We start from the raw sequence: 13878 nt of genomic DNA, 5'->3' as shown, positions 1-13878 counted from the left end.
ATGCCCAACCTCGTCACCGCACCGCCCGCACTCGAACCCGGAACGCTCCGCATCATCCCGACGGGCGGTCTCGGCGAGATCGGCCGCAACATGACCGTCTTCGAGTACGAGGGCAAGCTCCTCATCGTCGACTGCGGCGTGCTGTTCCCCGAGGAGAACCAGCCCGGCGTCGACCTGATCCTGCCGGACTTCGCCCCGGTCCGCGACCGCCTCGACGACGTGCTCGGCGTCGTGCTCACGCACGGCCACGAGGACCACATCGGCGCCGTCCCGTACCTGCTCAAGCTGCGGGCCGACATCCCGCTGATCGGCTCCGGCCTCACCCTGGCGCTGGTGGAGGCGAAGCTCAAGGAGCACCGCATCCAGCCGTACACGCTCTCGGTCAAGGAGGGGCAGCACGAGCAGCTCGGGCCGTTCGACCTGGAGTTCGTGGCCGTCAACCACTCCATCCCGGACGCGCTCGCGGTCGCGATCAAGACCCCGGCGGGCGTCGTGCTCCACACCGGCGACTTCAAGATGGACCAGCTCCCGCTCGACGACCGGATCACCGATCTGCGCGCGTTCGCCCGTCTCGGCGAGCAGGGCGTCGACCTCTTCATGGCCGACTCCACCAACGCGGACGTCCCCGGTTTCACCCCGCTCGAGCGCTCGATCGGCCCGGTGCTCGACAACGTCATCGCCCGCGCCCCGCGTCGCGTCATCGTCGCGAGCTTCTCGAGCCACGTGCACCGCGTGCAGCAGGTGCTGGACGCCGCCCACGCGAACGGCCGCCGGGTCGCGCTCCTCGGCCGCTCGATGGTGCGCAACATGACCATCGCCGCCGAGCTCGGGTACCTCAAGGTGCCGGAGGGCGTGCTGATCGACTACAAGAAGGCGTCCGACCTCCCGGACGACAAGATCGTCTACATGTCGACGGGTTCGCAGGGCGAGCCGATGGCCGTCCTCGCCCGCATGGCGAACATGGACCACCAGATCGAGGTCGGACCGGGTGACACCGTCATCCTGGCCTCCAGCCTCATCCCGGGCAACGAGAACGCCGTCTACCGCGTCATCGACGGCCTCACGAAGCTCGGCGCCAACGTCGTCCACAAGGGCAACGCGAAGGTGCACGTCTCGGGCCACGCGGCCGCCGGCGAGCTGCTCTACTGCTACAACATCCTCAAGCCGCGCAACGTGATGCCGGTGCACGGCGAGTACCGCCACCTCGTCGCCAACGCGAAGCTCGCGATGGACACCGGCGTGCCCGAGAAGAACACGATCCTCGCGGAGGACGGCACCGTCGTCGACCTGCGCGACGGACTCGCCCGCGTGGTCGGCCAGCTCGACCTCGGCTTCGTCTACGTGGACGGGTCGAGCGTGGGCGAGATCACGGACGCGGACCTCAAGGACCGTCGCATCCTCGGCGAGGAGGGGTTCATCTCCATCATCGTCGTGGTCGAGGCGGCGACCGGCCGCATCGTCACCGGCCCGGAGATCCACGCCCGCGGATTCGCGGAGGACGACGCCGTCTTCGACACGGTGAAGCCGAAGATCGCCGCCGCGCTCGCGGAGGCCGCGCAGAACGGCGTGCGTGACTCGCACGCCCTCTCGCAGGTCGTGCGCCGCACGGTCGGGCGCTGGGTCAACACCAGCTACCGCCGCCGACCGATGATCGTCCCGCTCGTCATCGAGGCGTGACCGAAGGCGTGACCGAAGGCGCGATCGCGCACTGAGCAGTACCCGGGCGGGGGGCCCGGCACACGAAAGGAAGCAGTAGATGGGGGTCATGCGGCGCTGGGTGTTCCCGGTCCTCAGAATCGTCGTGCTGGCGGCGATCGCCGTCGCACTCGTGAAGCTCGCGTTCTTCCCGAGCGGCGAGGCGACGGCGGCCGATCCGGCCGTCCCGACGGGGGAGCTGAGCGATCCCGTCTCCGCGGTGGCGACCGGCACGATCGTGAACGACGTGCGGGTCACGGGGTCGATCGTCGCCGACGACGCGGTCCCGGCGCGGGCGACCGCGGCCGGCACGGTCAACGAGGTGCAGACGGCGGTCGGCACGCACGTGGAGGCCGGCGACGTGCTGTTCGACGTGAAGATCGAGACGCCGCGCGACCCGGTGGTCACCACCGGGCCCGACGGGGCGGAGACGGTCACCGAGCGCAAGCCGCTCGTGACGTACTCGGCCGTCACCGCGCCGATCGCGGGCACCGTGAGCCAGCTGCCCGTGCTGAGCGGGCAAGCCGTGGCGATCGGCGACACGGTCGGCGCCGTCGCGCCTCCGACGTTCTCGGCCACGGCCTCCCTCCCTCCGGAGCAGCAGTACCGGCTCGTGAACCGTCCGGACTCGGCGTCGGTGACGGTGAAGGGCGGCCCCGCACCGTTCACGTGCACGGCGCTCTCCATCACGACGCCGCCGGCGACCGCGTCCGAGGCGCCGTCCGGGGCGGCCCCCGGTGGCGGAGCGGCTTCCGGCGCCTCCGGTTCGGGCTCCTCCTCGACGACCACCGTCCGCTGCGCCGTCCCGGGCGACGTCACCGTGTTCGCGGGGCTGTCGGCCGACATCACGATCTCGGCGGGGAAGGCGGAGGGCGTGCTCACCGTCCCCACCACCGCGGTGAAGGGGTCGGCCGAGAAGGGCATCGTGTTCGTCCCGGACGAGAAGGGCGGCGGCCCGAAGGAGGTCCCGGTCACGCTCGGCCTCACCGACGGTACCTCCGTCCAGATCACGGGCGGCCTGGCCGAGGGCGACACCATCCTGGAGTTCGTGCCCGGCGCACCCGCACCGACCGGCGACGGCTGTGTGCAGGGGCCGGGCGGCGGCATGATCTGCTCCGGGACCGCGGCGTCGTGAGCCTGCTGCGACTCGAGGGCGTCACGAAGACCGTCCGCATCCCCGACGCCGAGCCGCTCACGATCCTGCACGGCGTCGATCTCGACGTCGGCGCGGGGGAGCGGGTGTCGGTGGTCGGGCGCTCGGGTTCGGGCAAGTCGACCCTCCTCAACATGCTCGGGCTGCTCGACTCCCCGAGCAGCGGTGAGTTCTTCTTCGACGGCACCCCGGTCCAGCGGCTGGGCGGCGGCGCCCGCGATCGGCTGCGTGGAGCGGCCGTCGGCTTCGTCTTCCAGCAGTTCAACCTCCTCTCGGGGCGCACCGCGCTGGAGAACGTCGTGACCCCGCTGCTCTACGCCACCGGGCGGCAGTTCTGGCGCCGGCGGGAGATCGCGGCCGGGATGCTCGACCGCGTCGGTCTCGGGCATCGGTTCGACGCCCGGCCGGAGGTGCTCTCCGGCGGCGAGCAACAGCGGGTCGCGATCGCCCGTGCCCTCGTCCGGACACCGCGGCTGATCCTCGCCGACGAGCCGACCGGCGCCCTCGACGTCGAGACCGGAGCGGCGGTGATCGATCTGCTCGAGGAGGTCGCCGCCGAGAACGACGCGGCGCTCGTCGTCATCACGCACGATCCTGCCGTCGCCGCGCGGTCGGCGACGCGCTACCGCCTCGACGCCGGTCGGCTGCACAGCACCGCGGAGGTCGCGGCGTGAGGGCCGTGGAGGCGGTCTGGGGCGCGATCCTCGAGGCCTGGCAGGAACTGCGCATCCATCGCACCCGCGTGCTCCTGTCGCTCATCGGCGTGGGTGTCGCGGTCTGCGCGCTGAGCTCGGTCGTCGGGCTCGCGAACATCGCCGAGCAGTCGCTCCGCGAGAACAACGAGCGCTACGGCGGTCGTCCGGCGCTGATCTCGGTCTACCCGGGCGAGACGACGGTCAGTGCCGACCGGCGCGATGCGGTCTGGGCGCAGATCGTCGAGCGGCACGGCATCCGGTACACGTCCGAGGTGCAGAGCGGCAACGCGCGCGTGCAGTTCCGGATGGGCGCGATGGATGTCCCTGCACAGGCGGTCGACCAGCCGTACGCGCAGATGCATCGCACCGTGATGAAGCAGGGACGTTGGTTCACCGACGCGGATGCGGCGAACCTGGCCCCGTCGATCGTCGTGAACGAGGACTTCTGGGCCCGGCTCGGAAGCCCGTCCCTTGACGCGCATCCCACGGCGACGGTGCTCCGCGGAGAGCAGAAGGTCACTGCGGTGGTCGTCGGGGTGATCCGCACGCCGGAGTCGAGCGATCAGCCCATGGCGATGGTCCTCGGCGCGGGCGCTCCTGCGCTCCTCGCGTCCGACCCCGAGATGTACGGCTCGCCCACGCTGGAGGCGTGGGTGCCGCCGGAGACCGGCGACGCGATGGTGGCGGCGATCACCGCCGAGTTCGATCGTGCGCTCGGCACGGGAGCCGTGAGCGTCAGCCGGTCGGACTACCAGGCGTACCAGTCCGAGGATCCGCTGCTCTTCCTCAAGCTGCTGGTCGGCGGCATCGCCGGGCTGATCCTCCTGCTCGGCGCGCTCGGCCTCGTCAACATCGCGATGGTCACCGTCCGCGGCCGGATCCGCGAGATCGGCATCCGGCGCAGCGTCGGCGCGACCAGCGCGCGCGTCTTCTTCGCCGTGCTGATGGAGAGCGTCGTCGCGACCAGCGTCGCCGGGGCCGCCGGTGTCGCACTGGCCATCCTGATCGTGAAGAGCCCGTGGGTCGAAGAGCTGGTCGGGCGCGGGATGGTGGCGGATCCGCCGCCGTTCCCGGCCGAGGCGGCTGTGCTCGGCCTGGTCGCCGCGACGGCCGTCGGTGCGATCGCCGGCCTGCTGCCCGCTCTCGTCGCGGTGCGGGTGAAGGTCATCGACGCGATCCGCTACTGAGGCGGCGGCGCAGCCGTAACCTGCGTGTAACACGGGTGCGAGTAGCGTTCCCCCATGAGCGGGTACCGCATCCGCCCGGCCGTGGGCGAAGACGCACGGACCATCGCCGACATGCTCGTCGAGGCCGTGAACTGGAACGCGGTGCGGATGCGCCCGCGCGTCACCGTCCTGGAAGATCCGGTCGTCTCCCGGTACATCGCGGGCTGGATGCGTCCCGGCGACTTCGGCTGCGTCGCGGAGGACCTCCGCGGGTCGCCGGTGGGCGCCTGCTGGGCCCGCCTCTTCCCGGCCGATGCTCCGGGTACCGGATTCGTCGCGCCCGGCGTCCCGGAGCTCACTCTCGGCGTGAACCCGCAGTGGCGCGCACGCGGCGTCGGCCGGGCGCTCCTGAAGGAGGTCGGGCGGCGCGGGGCCGCGAGCGGCGTCGCGCGGCTCAGCCTCAGCGTCGAACGCTCGAACTTCGCGCAGCGGCTCTACGTGAGCGAGGGGTACGTCACCGTGGCCTCCGACGACCGCGCGGACATCATGGTGCGGTCTTTGCGGTAGCCGCCCGATTTCGGCTTTCCAGGCGCGGTATCCGCGGCCTGTCGCGGGTGCGAAGTACCGTTGACCCCATGGCTACGAGCACCAAGTCGAACGCGCGCTCCGGCGGTTCCGGCCGCGGCGGCTCGAGCGCGCGCAAGCCGGCGTCGAAGACCGCCGCCCAGAAGACGGTGGCCTACCCGGCCGCCGATGCGGCGCCGAGCCCCCTCGTGCGCGCCTGGATGGGCCTCGCCCACCTCACCGGTGGCGCCTTCCGCGCGCTGGGCCCCGAGAAGCTGAGCAAGGAGGAGCGCCGCGACGGCTTCCCCTTCTTCCTCGTCCTCCTCGCGGTCGCGGGCGCCGTGATCGAGTGGTTCCTGATCAACGACCAGGTCGCCCGCACGCTCGACTCGTGGACTTTCGGCATGCTCTTCGGCCGCGTGGCCTTCGCCCTGCCGGTGGTCATGGTCATGTTCGCCGCGTGGCTCTTCCGGCACCCGAGTTCGGTGCACGACAACACCCGCATCGGGATCGGGGTCGGCATCCTGCTCCTGATGGTGTCGGGGCTCTGCCACCTGTTCAGTCACCACCCGACGCCGACCGACGGCACCGCCGCGCTCGCTCAGGCCGGGGGCGTGCTCGGGTGGCTGATCGCGGCGCCGCTGTCGATGCTCATCACGCCGTACGGCGCAGGCGCCGTGATCATCCTGCTCCTGCTGCTGAGCCTCTTCATCATCACCAAGACCCCGCCGAACAAGCTCCCTTCCCGCATGCGCGAGCTGTACGCCTACCTCTTCGGCGCCCAGCTGCCGACCGACGAGGAGCGTCAGGAGGCCCGCGAGGCCGCCAAGGAGGCGAAGACCAAGCAGGTCCCGCTCGACGGCGTCGACGACGACGAGCCGGAGCCCGAGGGCAACCTCCCCTGGTGGCGCCGCAACAAGTCCCAGCGCGAGGAGGACCCGGACTACGACGGCCCCGCCGCGCGCGACAGCCTCACCGAGGTCTTCGGCGAGCCCAAGCGGGGCAAGGGCGAGTTCGCCACCCCGCTCGAGCCCGACCCCTCCAGCGACCACTACAACACCGAGGTGCTCGGCGAGCTCGCCCTCGCGGAGGACGCCCTCAAGCGGTTCACCGGCGAGGTGCCCGCCACCGCGGTCGCCGCAGCGGCCACCGCGGTCCCGACGGCCCCCGCCGTCCTGCCCGGCTTCCAAGCGGGAACGGCCGACGACTTCGACGACACCACCGCGCTGCCGTCCGACGGACAGCCCGCCGCGCCCTACCACCTCCCGTCGGCCTCCATGCTCTCCGCGGGCACGCCTGCCAAGGTGCGCTCGAACGCCAACGAGGAGATCGTCGCCGCGATCACCGAGGTGCTCACCCAGTTCGGCGTCGACGCCAAGGTCACCGGCTACTCGCGCGGCCCGACGGTCACGCAGTACGAGATCGAGCTCGGCCCGGGCGTCAAAGTGGAGCGGGTCACCGCCCTCAGCAAGAACCTCTCGTACGCCGTCGCCAGCAACGAGGTCCGCATCCTGTCCCCGATCCCGGGCAAGAGCGCGATCGGCGTCGAGATCCCGAACTCCGACCGCGAGATCGTGTCGCTCGGCGACGTGCTGCGGTCGCCGGCCGCGACCAAGAGCGTCCACCCGATGACCATCGGCGTCGGCAAGGACGTCGGCGGCGGCTACGTCGTCGCCAACCTGGCCAAGATGCCCCACCTGCTCGTCGCCGGCTCGACCGGCTCGGGCAAGTCGAGCTTCGTCAACTCGATGATCACCAGCCTCCTGATGCGGGCGCAGCCCTCCGAGGTGCGCATGGTGCTGATCGACCCGAAGCGCGTGGAGCTCACCATCTACGGCGGCGTCCCGCACCTGATCACGCCCATCATCACGAACCCCAAGAAGGCCGCCGAGGCGCTGCAGTGGGTCGTCAAAGAGATGGACATGCGCTACGACGATCTGGCCAGCTTCGGCTTCCGCCACATCGACGACTTCAACAAGGCCGTCATCAACGACGAGATCGTCCTGCCCGCCGGCAGCGAGCGCAAGCTCAAGCCGTACCCGTACCTCCTGGTCGTGGTCGACGAGCTCGCCGACCTGATGATGGTCGCCCCGCGCGACGTCGAGGACTCGATCGTGCGCATCACCCAGCTCGCCCGCGCCTCCGGCATCCACCTGGTGCTCGCGACGCAGCGCCCGTCCGTCGACGTCGTGACCGGCCTGATCAAGGCCAACGTGCCGTCGCGGCTCGCGTTCGCGGTGACGAGCGTCACGGACTCGCGCGTCATCCTCGACCAGCCCGGCGCCGACAAGCTGATCGGCCAGGGCGACGGCCTGTTCCTGCCGATGGGCGCCTCGAAGGCGATCCGCGTGCAGGGCGCGTGGGTCAACGAGGACGAGATCCAGAAGGTCGTCGAGCACGTCACCCGGCAGGCGCGTCCCGAGTACCGGCAGGACGTCACGGTCGGCGCCGAGAAGAAGCAGATCGACTCCGACATCGGCGACGACCTGGAGCTGCTGCTCGCGGCCGCCGAGCTGGTCGTCTCGTCGCAATTCGGCTCCACCTCCATGCTCCAGCGCAAGCTGCGCGTCGGGTTCGCGAAGGCGGGCCGGCTCATGGACCTGCTCGAGTCCCGCGAGATCGTCGGCCCCTCCGAGGGGTCGAAGGCCAGGGACGTGCTCGTCACGGTCGAGCAGCTGGCGGACGTCATGGGGCGGCTGCGCGGTGAGGAGCCGGCAGCGCGACCGGCCGCGCCCGCGGCGGAGGCATCCCCGTCCACGACGGTCGCCGCGCCGTCGGGCGGCGCTGCGGACGACGACCGCTACGGATCCGACCCGGTCGCCGCGATGACCGAGGGCTATCCTGAGGTGGACGGCGACTCCGGCGAGGACGCCTGGCAACTGACCGGCAGGGAGTAGATGAGCGCGATGGCGTCCGAGACACCCCCGCTGGCGGGAGCCCCGGTCCCGCGGCCCAGCAACTGGAACGTGCCCAACGTGATCACGGTGGTGCGCATCCTGCTCGCCCCGCTGTTCGTGTGGATGCTGCTGGCCGACGCCGGCGCCGACGGCTGGCTGCGCTGGGCGGCGGCCGTGCTGTTCGTCCTCGCGATCGCGACCGACGGCGTCGACGGCGCCATCGCCCGGCGCAACAACCTCGTCACCGACCTCGGCAAGCTGCTCGATCCGATCGCCGACAAGGTGCTGACGGGCGGCGCCCTCATCGCCCTCTCCATCCTCGGCGAGCTGCCGTGGTGGGTCACGATCGTCATCCTGGTCCGCGAGGTCGGCATCACGCTCTACCGCTTCGTCGTGATCCGGCAGGGCGTCATCGCCGCCTCCCGCGGCGGCAAGATCAAGACGATCGTGCAGTCGATCGCGATCTCGCTCGCGCTCTTCCCGTTCTGGACGGTGCTGGGCGACTGGGTCTACTGGGTCAACGGCATCTTCATGACCGCCGCGGTGATCCTGACGGTCGTCACCGGGTTCGACTACCTCTGGCAGGCCTGGAAGGGCCACCGGGCCAAGCGTGCCGCTGCCTGACGCCGGTCGCGCCGGCGATCCCACCGCGCGGCTGATCGCCCGCCTGCGCGAGACCGGACGCACGATCGCCGCCGCCGAGTCGCTGACGGGCGGAGAGCTGACGGCCGAGCTGACCCGGGTGCCCGGGGCGTCCGCCGTCGTGGTCGGGGGAGCGGTCGTCTACGCGACCCAGCTCAAGCACACCCTCCTCGGCGTGGATGCGGCCCTGCTCGACGCGGAGGGTCCGGTGCACCCCCGCGTCGCCGCCCAGCTCGCCGAAGGCGTCCGCGCCCGTCTCGCCGTCAACGCGCGCGCCGTCGACATCGGCGTCGCCACGACGGGCGTCGCCGGACCCGACCCGCAGGGCGGCCGAGCCGTCGGCACCGTCTACCTCGGCATCGCGACCTCGACCGGGACGCGCGTGGTCGAGCTCGCACTGGAGGGCGACCGGGCCGAGATCCGGCGCGCCACCGTCGAACGGGCGATCGCCGAACTGGTCGCCGAGACCGGCGCCTGAGGCCCGGGAATACGGACTGTTTCGGTCTCGTTACATCTGCTGCATTCACAAGAAAAGCCCAGTCGTCGCCGATATCGTGAACATCACGGATGCGGTACAGTTGCATCCCGATCGATCGGTCGGCAGGGTAGAGAAGGAGGCTCCGAATGATTCTTGTACGTCAGGAAATCGGCGACGTGCTCAGGGACTTCCGCCTGCAGAAGGGCCGCACGTTGCGGCAGGTCGCCAGTAAGGCGAGCGTCGCCCTCGGTTATCTCAGCGAGGTCGAGCGCGGACAGAAGGAGGCGTCGAGCGAGATCCTCGCTTCGGTCGCCGACGCTCTGGACACCCCGGTGTCCGTCATCATGCGCGAGGTCGGAGACCGCATCGCGGTGCTCGAGGGTCTCGAGCCGGTCATCCCCGACACCGTCCCCGACGAGTTCGTCACCGCCATGGAAGCGCCGCTGGTCTCGCGCTGACACCGCCGACATCCCATCAAGACTCGAGGACGCCCCGCGTGAGCGGGGCGTCCTTCGTCATGTCCGACCCGTGAGAATGGATCTATGAAGCTCAGCGAATTCCAGCGCGCCGTCGTCGACGAGTTCGGCCGCGGCTACGGCCAGGCACTCTTGGCCGATCTCGTGCTCGGTGAGCTCGGCGGCCGGACGGCGCAGCAGGCGCTCGACGCCGGCGCGGCCCCGCGCGACGTCTGGTTCGCGCTCTGCCGCGAGGCCGGGGTCCCCGCGTCGCACTGGCACGGCGCAGGGCGTCCCGCTCCGAAGAACTGACGCCGACACGCCGATTCGAACGACTCGAAGATATGTTCGGATGTGGCTAGACTCGCTTCACAACCGCAATCGAAAACGAGTTGTCCACCGATCTGCCGGACGACGGCCCTGTGTCGGACGTTCCTCGTACAGTCGAACTCGTCAGCGAAGCGTAAGAAGGAGAACCGCACATGCCATCACCCGCAGACCGCGAGAAGGCGCTCGAGACCGCACTCGCGCAGATCGACCGTCAGTTCGGAAAAGGCTCGGTCATGCGACTGGGCAGCGACGAGCGCGCTCCGGTGGAGGTCGTCCCGACCGGCTCGATCGCGCTGGACGTCGCGCTCGGCATCGGCGGACTCCCGCGCGGCCGCATCGTCGAGATCTACGGTCCGGAGTCCTCGGGTAAGACGACTCTGACCCTCCACGCCATCGCCAACGCGCAGCGCGCCGGTGGAATCGCGGCCTTCATCGACGCCGAGCACGCGCTCGACCCGGAGTACGCCCGCAAGCTCGGCGTCGACATCGACGCCCTGCTGGTCTCCCAGCCCGACACGGGTGAGCAGGCGCTCGAGATCGCCGACATGCTCGTGCGGTCCGGCTCCATCGACCTCATCGTCATCGACTCCGTCGCGGCGCTCGTGCCCCGCGCCGAGATCGAGGGCGAGATGGGCGACTCGCACGTCGGCCTGCAGGCCCGCCTCATGTCGCAGGCGCTCCGCAAGCTCACCGGTGGACTCAACCAGACCAACACCACGATGATCTTCATCAACCAGCTCCGCGAGAAGATCGGTGTCTTTTTCGGCAGCCCCGAGACCACCGCCGGTGGTAAGGCGCTCAAGTTCTACGCGTCGGTGCGTCTGGACATCCGCCGCATCGAGACGCTGAAGGACGGCACCGAAGCGGTCGGCAACCGCACCCGCGTCAAGGTCGTCAAGAACAAGATGGCTCCGCCCTTCAAGCAGGCCGAGTTCGACATCCTCTACGGTGTCGGCATCTCCCGTGAGGGCAGCCTGATCGACTTCGGCGTCGAGCACGGCATCGTCAAGAAGTCGGGTGCCTGGTACACCTACGAGGGCGACCAGCTCGGCCAGGGCAAGGAGAACTCGCGCAACTTCCTGATCACCAACGCCGACATCGCGGCCGAGATCGAGAACAAGATCAAGATCAAGCTCGGCATCATCCCCGACCCGAACCCTGTGGCCGTGCCAGAGGCAGAGGCCGAGGTGGGCTCGATCGAGGAGAAGCTGCGCGCACGCAAGGGCGCCTGACCCGGGGCGCGGGCCTGATGCCCGTCGACCGTCCATCCGTTCGTCGCACGAGGAGATCTGCATGGTCGTGAGGTTCCCGTCCGATCCCTCCGGGGGCGAGCACGGCGATGCCCGCTCGGACGAAGGCGGTGTCACCGGGGGAGAGCACCTCGCCCCGGTGACGCCGCTCCGGCGCCCGACTGCACCGCGAGACGGCGGCGAGCGGAGTCCACGGCATCCGGCCGGGACCGGGCGTGCGAGCACGACCGCGGGGCCCGAGCCCGCGGGAGAAATCGTCGAGCTTCCCGGCTCCACACGCTGGAACAACACCTGGGGCGACGATGGCCGCCCCGCGACATCGCAGTCCGAGGCCCGTGCCCTTCCGCCCGAGCCGGAGGACGACGAGGCGGACCGCCAGAGCAAGAAGGTGTCGGCCGTCACCATCCGTCAGCTCGCTCGTCGGGGTATGTCGCGCTGGGAGCTGGAACAGGTGCTGCTCAAGCGCGAGATCGAGCCCGAGGTGTTCGGTCCCGAGCTCGACCGCCTCGAGACCCTCGGCGTGATCGACGACGCGTCGCTCGCCGTCAGCCTGGCGTTCACGCAGCACAGCCGCAAAGGGTTGGGCCGATCGTCGATCGAGCAGGATCTCAAGCGCCGCCACATCGATCCCGAGCTGATCGAGATCGCACTGGCCGACATCGCGGACGAGGACGAGTTGGAGCGCGCCACCGAGCTGGCCGTCAAGCGGATCGGGCAGCTGTCGTCGTACGACGAGGAGACCGCACGACGCCGGCTGCACGGATTCCTCGCGCGCAAGGGCTACAGCTCCAGCATCGTGCGGCAGGCGATGGACGCCGCCTTCGCGTCGCGCCGCCGCGGTGGCGTGCGCTTCCAGTAGCCGTTCGGATCCGCGCCGGGGCGAACGTAGAATTGTCGGCATCATGAGCATCACCGAACAGCGCACCGACCTCGAACTGCGCAGCGTCCTCGAGAAGCGCAGCATCATCCAGCCCTCGGACGCGGCCCTCAGCACCGACGGACGCGCCCGGACCTACGAGGTCCGCACCTTCGGCTGCCAGATGAACGTCCACGACTCGGAGCGCCTGAGCGGCTCCCTCGAGGCGGCCGGGTACGTCCCCGCCGACGGCGAGGAGGCCGACGTCGTCGTCATCAACACCTGCGCTGTGCGCGAGAACGCGGACAACAAGCTCTACGGCAACCTCGGCCACCTCGCCGGGGTCAAGCGCCGCCACGAGGGGATGCAGATCGCCGTCGGCGGCTGCCTGGCCCAGAAGGACAAGAACGTCATCCTCGAGAAGGCGCCCTGGGTCGACGTCGTCTTCGGCACCCACAACATGGGTGCGCTGCCCAGCCTGCTCGAGCGCGCGCGTCACAACGACGCCGCCGAGATCGAGATCCTCGAAGCGCTGGAGACCTTCCCCTCCACGCTTCCGACCAAGCGCGACTCGTCCTACTCGGGCTGGGTCTCGATCTCCGTCGGCTGCAACAACACCTGCACGTTCTGCATCGTGCCGTCACTGCGCGGCAAGGAGAAGGACCGCCGGCCCGGTGACATCCTCGCGGAGATCCAGGCGCTCGTCGACGACGGCGCGATCGAGGTCACGCTCCTCGGCCAGAACGTCAACTCCTACGGTGTCGAGTTCGGCGACCGTCAGGCGTTCAGCAAGCTGCTTCGCGCGGCCGGCGAGATCCGCGGCCTGGAGCGCATCCGCTTCACCAGCCCGCACCCGGCCGCATTCACCGACGACGTCATCGACGCGATGGCTGAGACCCCGAACGTGATGCCGCAACTCCACATGCCCCTGCAGTCCGGCTCGGACCGCATCCTCCGCAGCATGCGCCGGTCGTACCGCTCCTCGAAGTTCCTCGGCATCCTCGACCGTGTCCGCGCCAAGCTGCCGGACGCCGCGATCAGCACCGACATCATCGTCGGCTTCCCCGGGGAGACCGAGGAGGACTTCCTCGAGACGATGCGCGTGGTCGAGGCGGCCCGCTTCGCGTCGGCCTTCACCTTCCAGTACTCCATCCGGCCGGGCACGCCCGCCGCGACGATGGAGGACCAGGTCCCGAAGGAGGTCGTGCAGGAGCGCTACGACCGCCTCATCGCGCTGCAGGAGCGGATCTCCCTGGAGGAGAACCAGAAGTTGGTCGGCCGCGAGGTCGAGCTGCTCGTCGCCAACGGCGAGGGCCGCAAGGACGCCGACACCCGCCGTCTGAGCGGGCGTGCCCGCGACAGCCGCCTCGTGCACTTCGAGCTGCCCGAGGGCGCGGAGGCACCGCGTCCCGGCGATATCGTCACCGTGCGCGTCACCCAGGCGGCCCCGCACTACCTCATCGCCGACGCCGACCCGGCGACGCCGCTGCGCGTCCGCCGCACCCAGGCCGGCGACGCGTGGGATCGTGCCGAGGCCGAGTCGTGCGCCGTGCCCGCTCACGGCTCCGGTGCCGCCGCCGGGGGAGCCGGCCCGGTCTCGCTCGGTCTCCCGACGCTCCGCAACCGCGAGCCGCTGACCTCGCCGGGCGTCGGGACGATGCCGATCTACGACCCGACGGACGGACAGCGCTGAGCGC

Annotated in this window: 13 protein-coding genes; all 13 read left to right on the top strand. The window is 70.3% G+C overall.

All coding sequences use genetic code 11. The features are described 5' to 3' along the window. The 13 genes from FHX33_RS08105 (at nt 1) to miaB (ending at nt 13874) form a co-directional block, all read left to right on the top strand. Nucleotides 1-1677, top strand: a complete 1677-nt coding sequence (locus FHX33_RS08105; RefSeq protein ID WP_021755058.1) for a ribonuclease J — start codon at nt 1-3, stop codon at nt 1675-1677. A 79-nt stretch (nt 1678-1756) separates the two neighbouring features. Beyond that, nucleotides 1757-2830 (top strand): efflux RND transporter periplasmic adaptor subunit, encoded by a 1074-nt coding sequence (locus FHX33_RS08100; RefSeq protein ID WP_021755056.1) that lies wholly within the window; start codon nt 1757-1759, stop codon nt 2828-2830. Then, nucleotides 2827-3522 (top strand): ABC transporter ATP-binding protein, encoded by a 696-nt coding sequence (locus tag FHX33_RS08095; RefSeq protein WP_021755054.1) that lies wholly within the window; start codon nt 2827-2829, stop codon nt 3520-3522. Before FHX33_RS08100 ends, FHX33_RS08095 begins: the two co-directional genes overlap by 4 nt. Further along, nucleotides 3519-4730: an ABC transporter permease gene (locus tag FHX33_RS08090; protein WP_021755052.1), complete on the top strand. Its 1212-nt coding sequence runs from the start codon at nt 3519-3521 to the stop codon at nt 4728-4730. The genes FHX33_RS08095 and FHX33_RS08090 overlap by 4 nt, the downstream gene beginning before the upstream one ends. A 54-nt stretch (nt 4731-4784) precedes the next feature. Further along, nucleotides 4785-5276 carry a GNAT family N-acetyltransferase gene (locus tag FHX33_RS08085; protein ID WP_021755051.1) on the top strand — a complete coding sequence of 164 codons (492 nt, stop codon included), beginning with the start codon at nt 4785-4787 and terminating at the stop codon, nt 5274-5276. A 68-nt stretch (nt 5277-5344) separates the two neighbouring features. After that, nucleotides 5345-8170 carry an FtsK/SpoIIIE family DNA translocase gene (locus FHX33_RS08080; protein WP_183428323.1) on the top strand — a complete coding sequence of 942 codons (2826 nt, stop codon included), beginning with the start codon at nt 5345-5347 and terminating at the stop codon, nt 8168-8170. Between the two features lie 9 nt (nt 8171-8179). Further along, nucleotides 8180-8794, top strand: a complete 615-nt coding sequence (pgsA, locus tag FHX33_RS08075; RefSeq protein ID WP_051337090.1) for a CDP-diacylglycerol--glycerol-3-phosphate 3-phosphatidyltransferase — start codon at nt 8180-8182, stop codon at nt 8792-8794. Continuing rightward, entirely contained in the window at nt 8781-9290 is a 510-nt protein-coding gene (locus tag FHX33_RS08070) for a CinA family protein (RefSeq protein WP_420870869.1), read from the top strand. Before pgsA ends, FHX33_RS08070 begins: the two co-directional genes overlap by 14 nt. A 146-nt stretch (nt 9291-9436) precedes the next feature. Beyond that, on the top strand, nt 9437-9748 hold the full coding sequence (locus FHX33_RS08065) for a helix-turn-helix domain-containing protein (protein WP_021754800.1): 312 nt from the start codon (nt 9437-9439) through the stop codon (nt 9746-9748). An 84-nt stretch (nt 9749-9832) separates the two neighbouring features. Further along, a complete protein-coding gene (locus FHX33_RS08060; RefSeq protein WP_179701867.1) occupies nt 9833-10057 on the top strand; it encodes a DUF3046 domain-containing protein in 225 nt (74 codons plus the stop codon). 170 nt (nt 10058-10227) lie between these two features. Further along, entirely contained in the window at nt 10228-11307 is a 1080-nt protein-coding gene (gene recA, locus FHX33_RS08055; RefSeq protein ID WP_021761910.1) for a recombinase RecA, read from the top strand. Between the two features lie 61 nt (nt 11308-11368). Next, the gene (locus tag FHX33_RS08050) at nt 11369-12184 is read left to right on the top strand and encodes a regulatory protein RecX (protein ID WP_021761907.1); all 816 of its coding nucleotides are present in this window, start codon (nt 11369-11371) and stop codon (nt 12182-12184) included. Between the two features lie 43 nt (nt 12185-12227). Continuing rightward, nucleotides 12228-13874 (top strand): tRNA (N6-isopentenyl adenosine(37)-C2)-methylthiotransferase MiaB, encoded by a 1647-nt coding sequence (gene miaB / locus FHX33_RS08045; RefSeq protein WP_183428322.1) that lies wholly within the window; start codon nt 12228-12230, stop codon nt 13872-13874. The last annotated feature ends 4 nt before the right edge of the window (nt 13875-13878 follow it).

Source organism: Leifsonia aquatica, from assembly GCF_014190775.1.
GTDB classification, from domain to species: Bacteria; Actinomycetota; Actinomycetes; order Actinomycetales; family Microbacteriaceae; genus Leifsonia; species Leifsonia aquatica.
The sequence above is the reverse complement of the archived record's forward strand: the minus strand, read 5'-3'. Positions and strand labels throughout refer to the sequence as shown.

What these genes read in the sequence shown, in the direction of transcription:
- FHX33_RS08100 (WP_021755056.1), top strand. Translation starts at nt 1,757, where the DNA reads ATGGGGGTCATGCGGCGCTGGGTGTTCCCGGTCCTCAGAATCGTCGTG.
- FHX33_RS08060 (WP_179701867.1), top strand. Translation starts at nt 9,833, where the DNA reads ATGAAGCTCAGCGAATTCCAGCGCGCCGTCGTCGACGAGTTCGGCCGC.
- FHX33_RS08105 (WP_021755058.1), top strand. Translation starts at nt 1, where the DNA reads ATGCCCAACCTCGTCACCGCACCGCCCGCACTCGAACCCGGAACGCTC.
- FHX33_RS08050 (WP_021761907.1), top strand. Translation starts at nt 11,369, where the DNA reads ATGGTCGTGAGGTTCCCGTCCGATCCCTCCGGGGGCGAGCACGGCGAT.
- FHX33_RS08065 (WP_021754800.1), top strand. Translation starts at nt 9,437, where the DNA reads ATGATTCTTGTACGTCAGGAAATCGGCGACGTGCTCAGGGACTTCCGC.
- pgsA (WP_051337090.1), top strand. Translation starts at nt 8,180, where the DNA reads ATGGCGTCCGAGACACCCCCGCTGGCGGGAGCCCCGGTCCCGCGGCCC.
- miaB (WP_183428322.1), top strand. Translation starts at nt 12,228, where the DNA reads ATGAGCATCACCGAACAGCGCACCGACCTCGAACTGCGCAGCGTCCTC.
- recA (WP_021761910.1), top strand. Translation starts at nt 10,228, where the DNA reads ATGCCATCACCCGCAGACCGCGAGAAGGCGCTCGAGACCGCACTCGCG.
- FHX33_RS08085 (WP_021755051.1), top strand. Translation starts at nt 4,785, where the DNA reads ATGAGCGGGTACCGCATCCGCCCGGCCGTGGGCGAAGACGCACGGACC.
- FHX33_RS08080 (WP_183428323.1), top strand. Translation starts at nt 5,345, where the DNA reads ATGGCTACGAGCACCAAGTCGAACGCGCGCTCCGGCGGTTCCGGCCGC.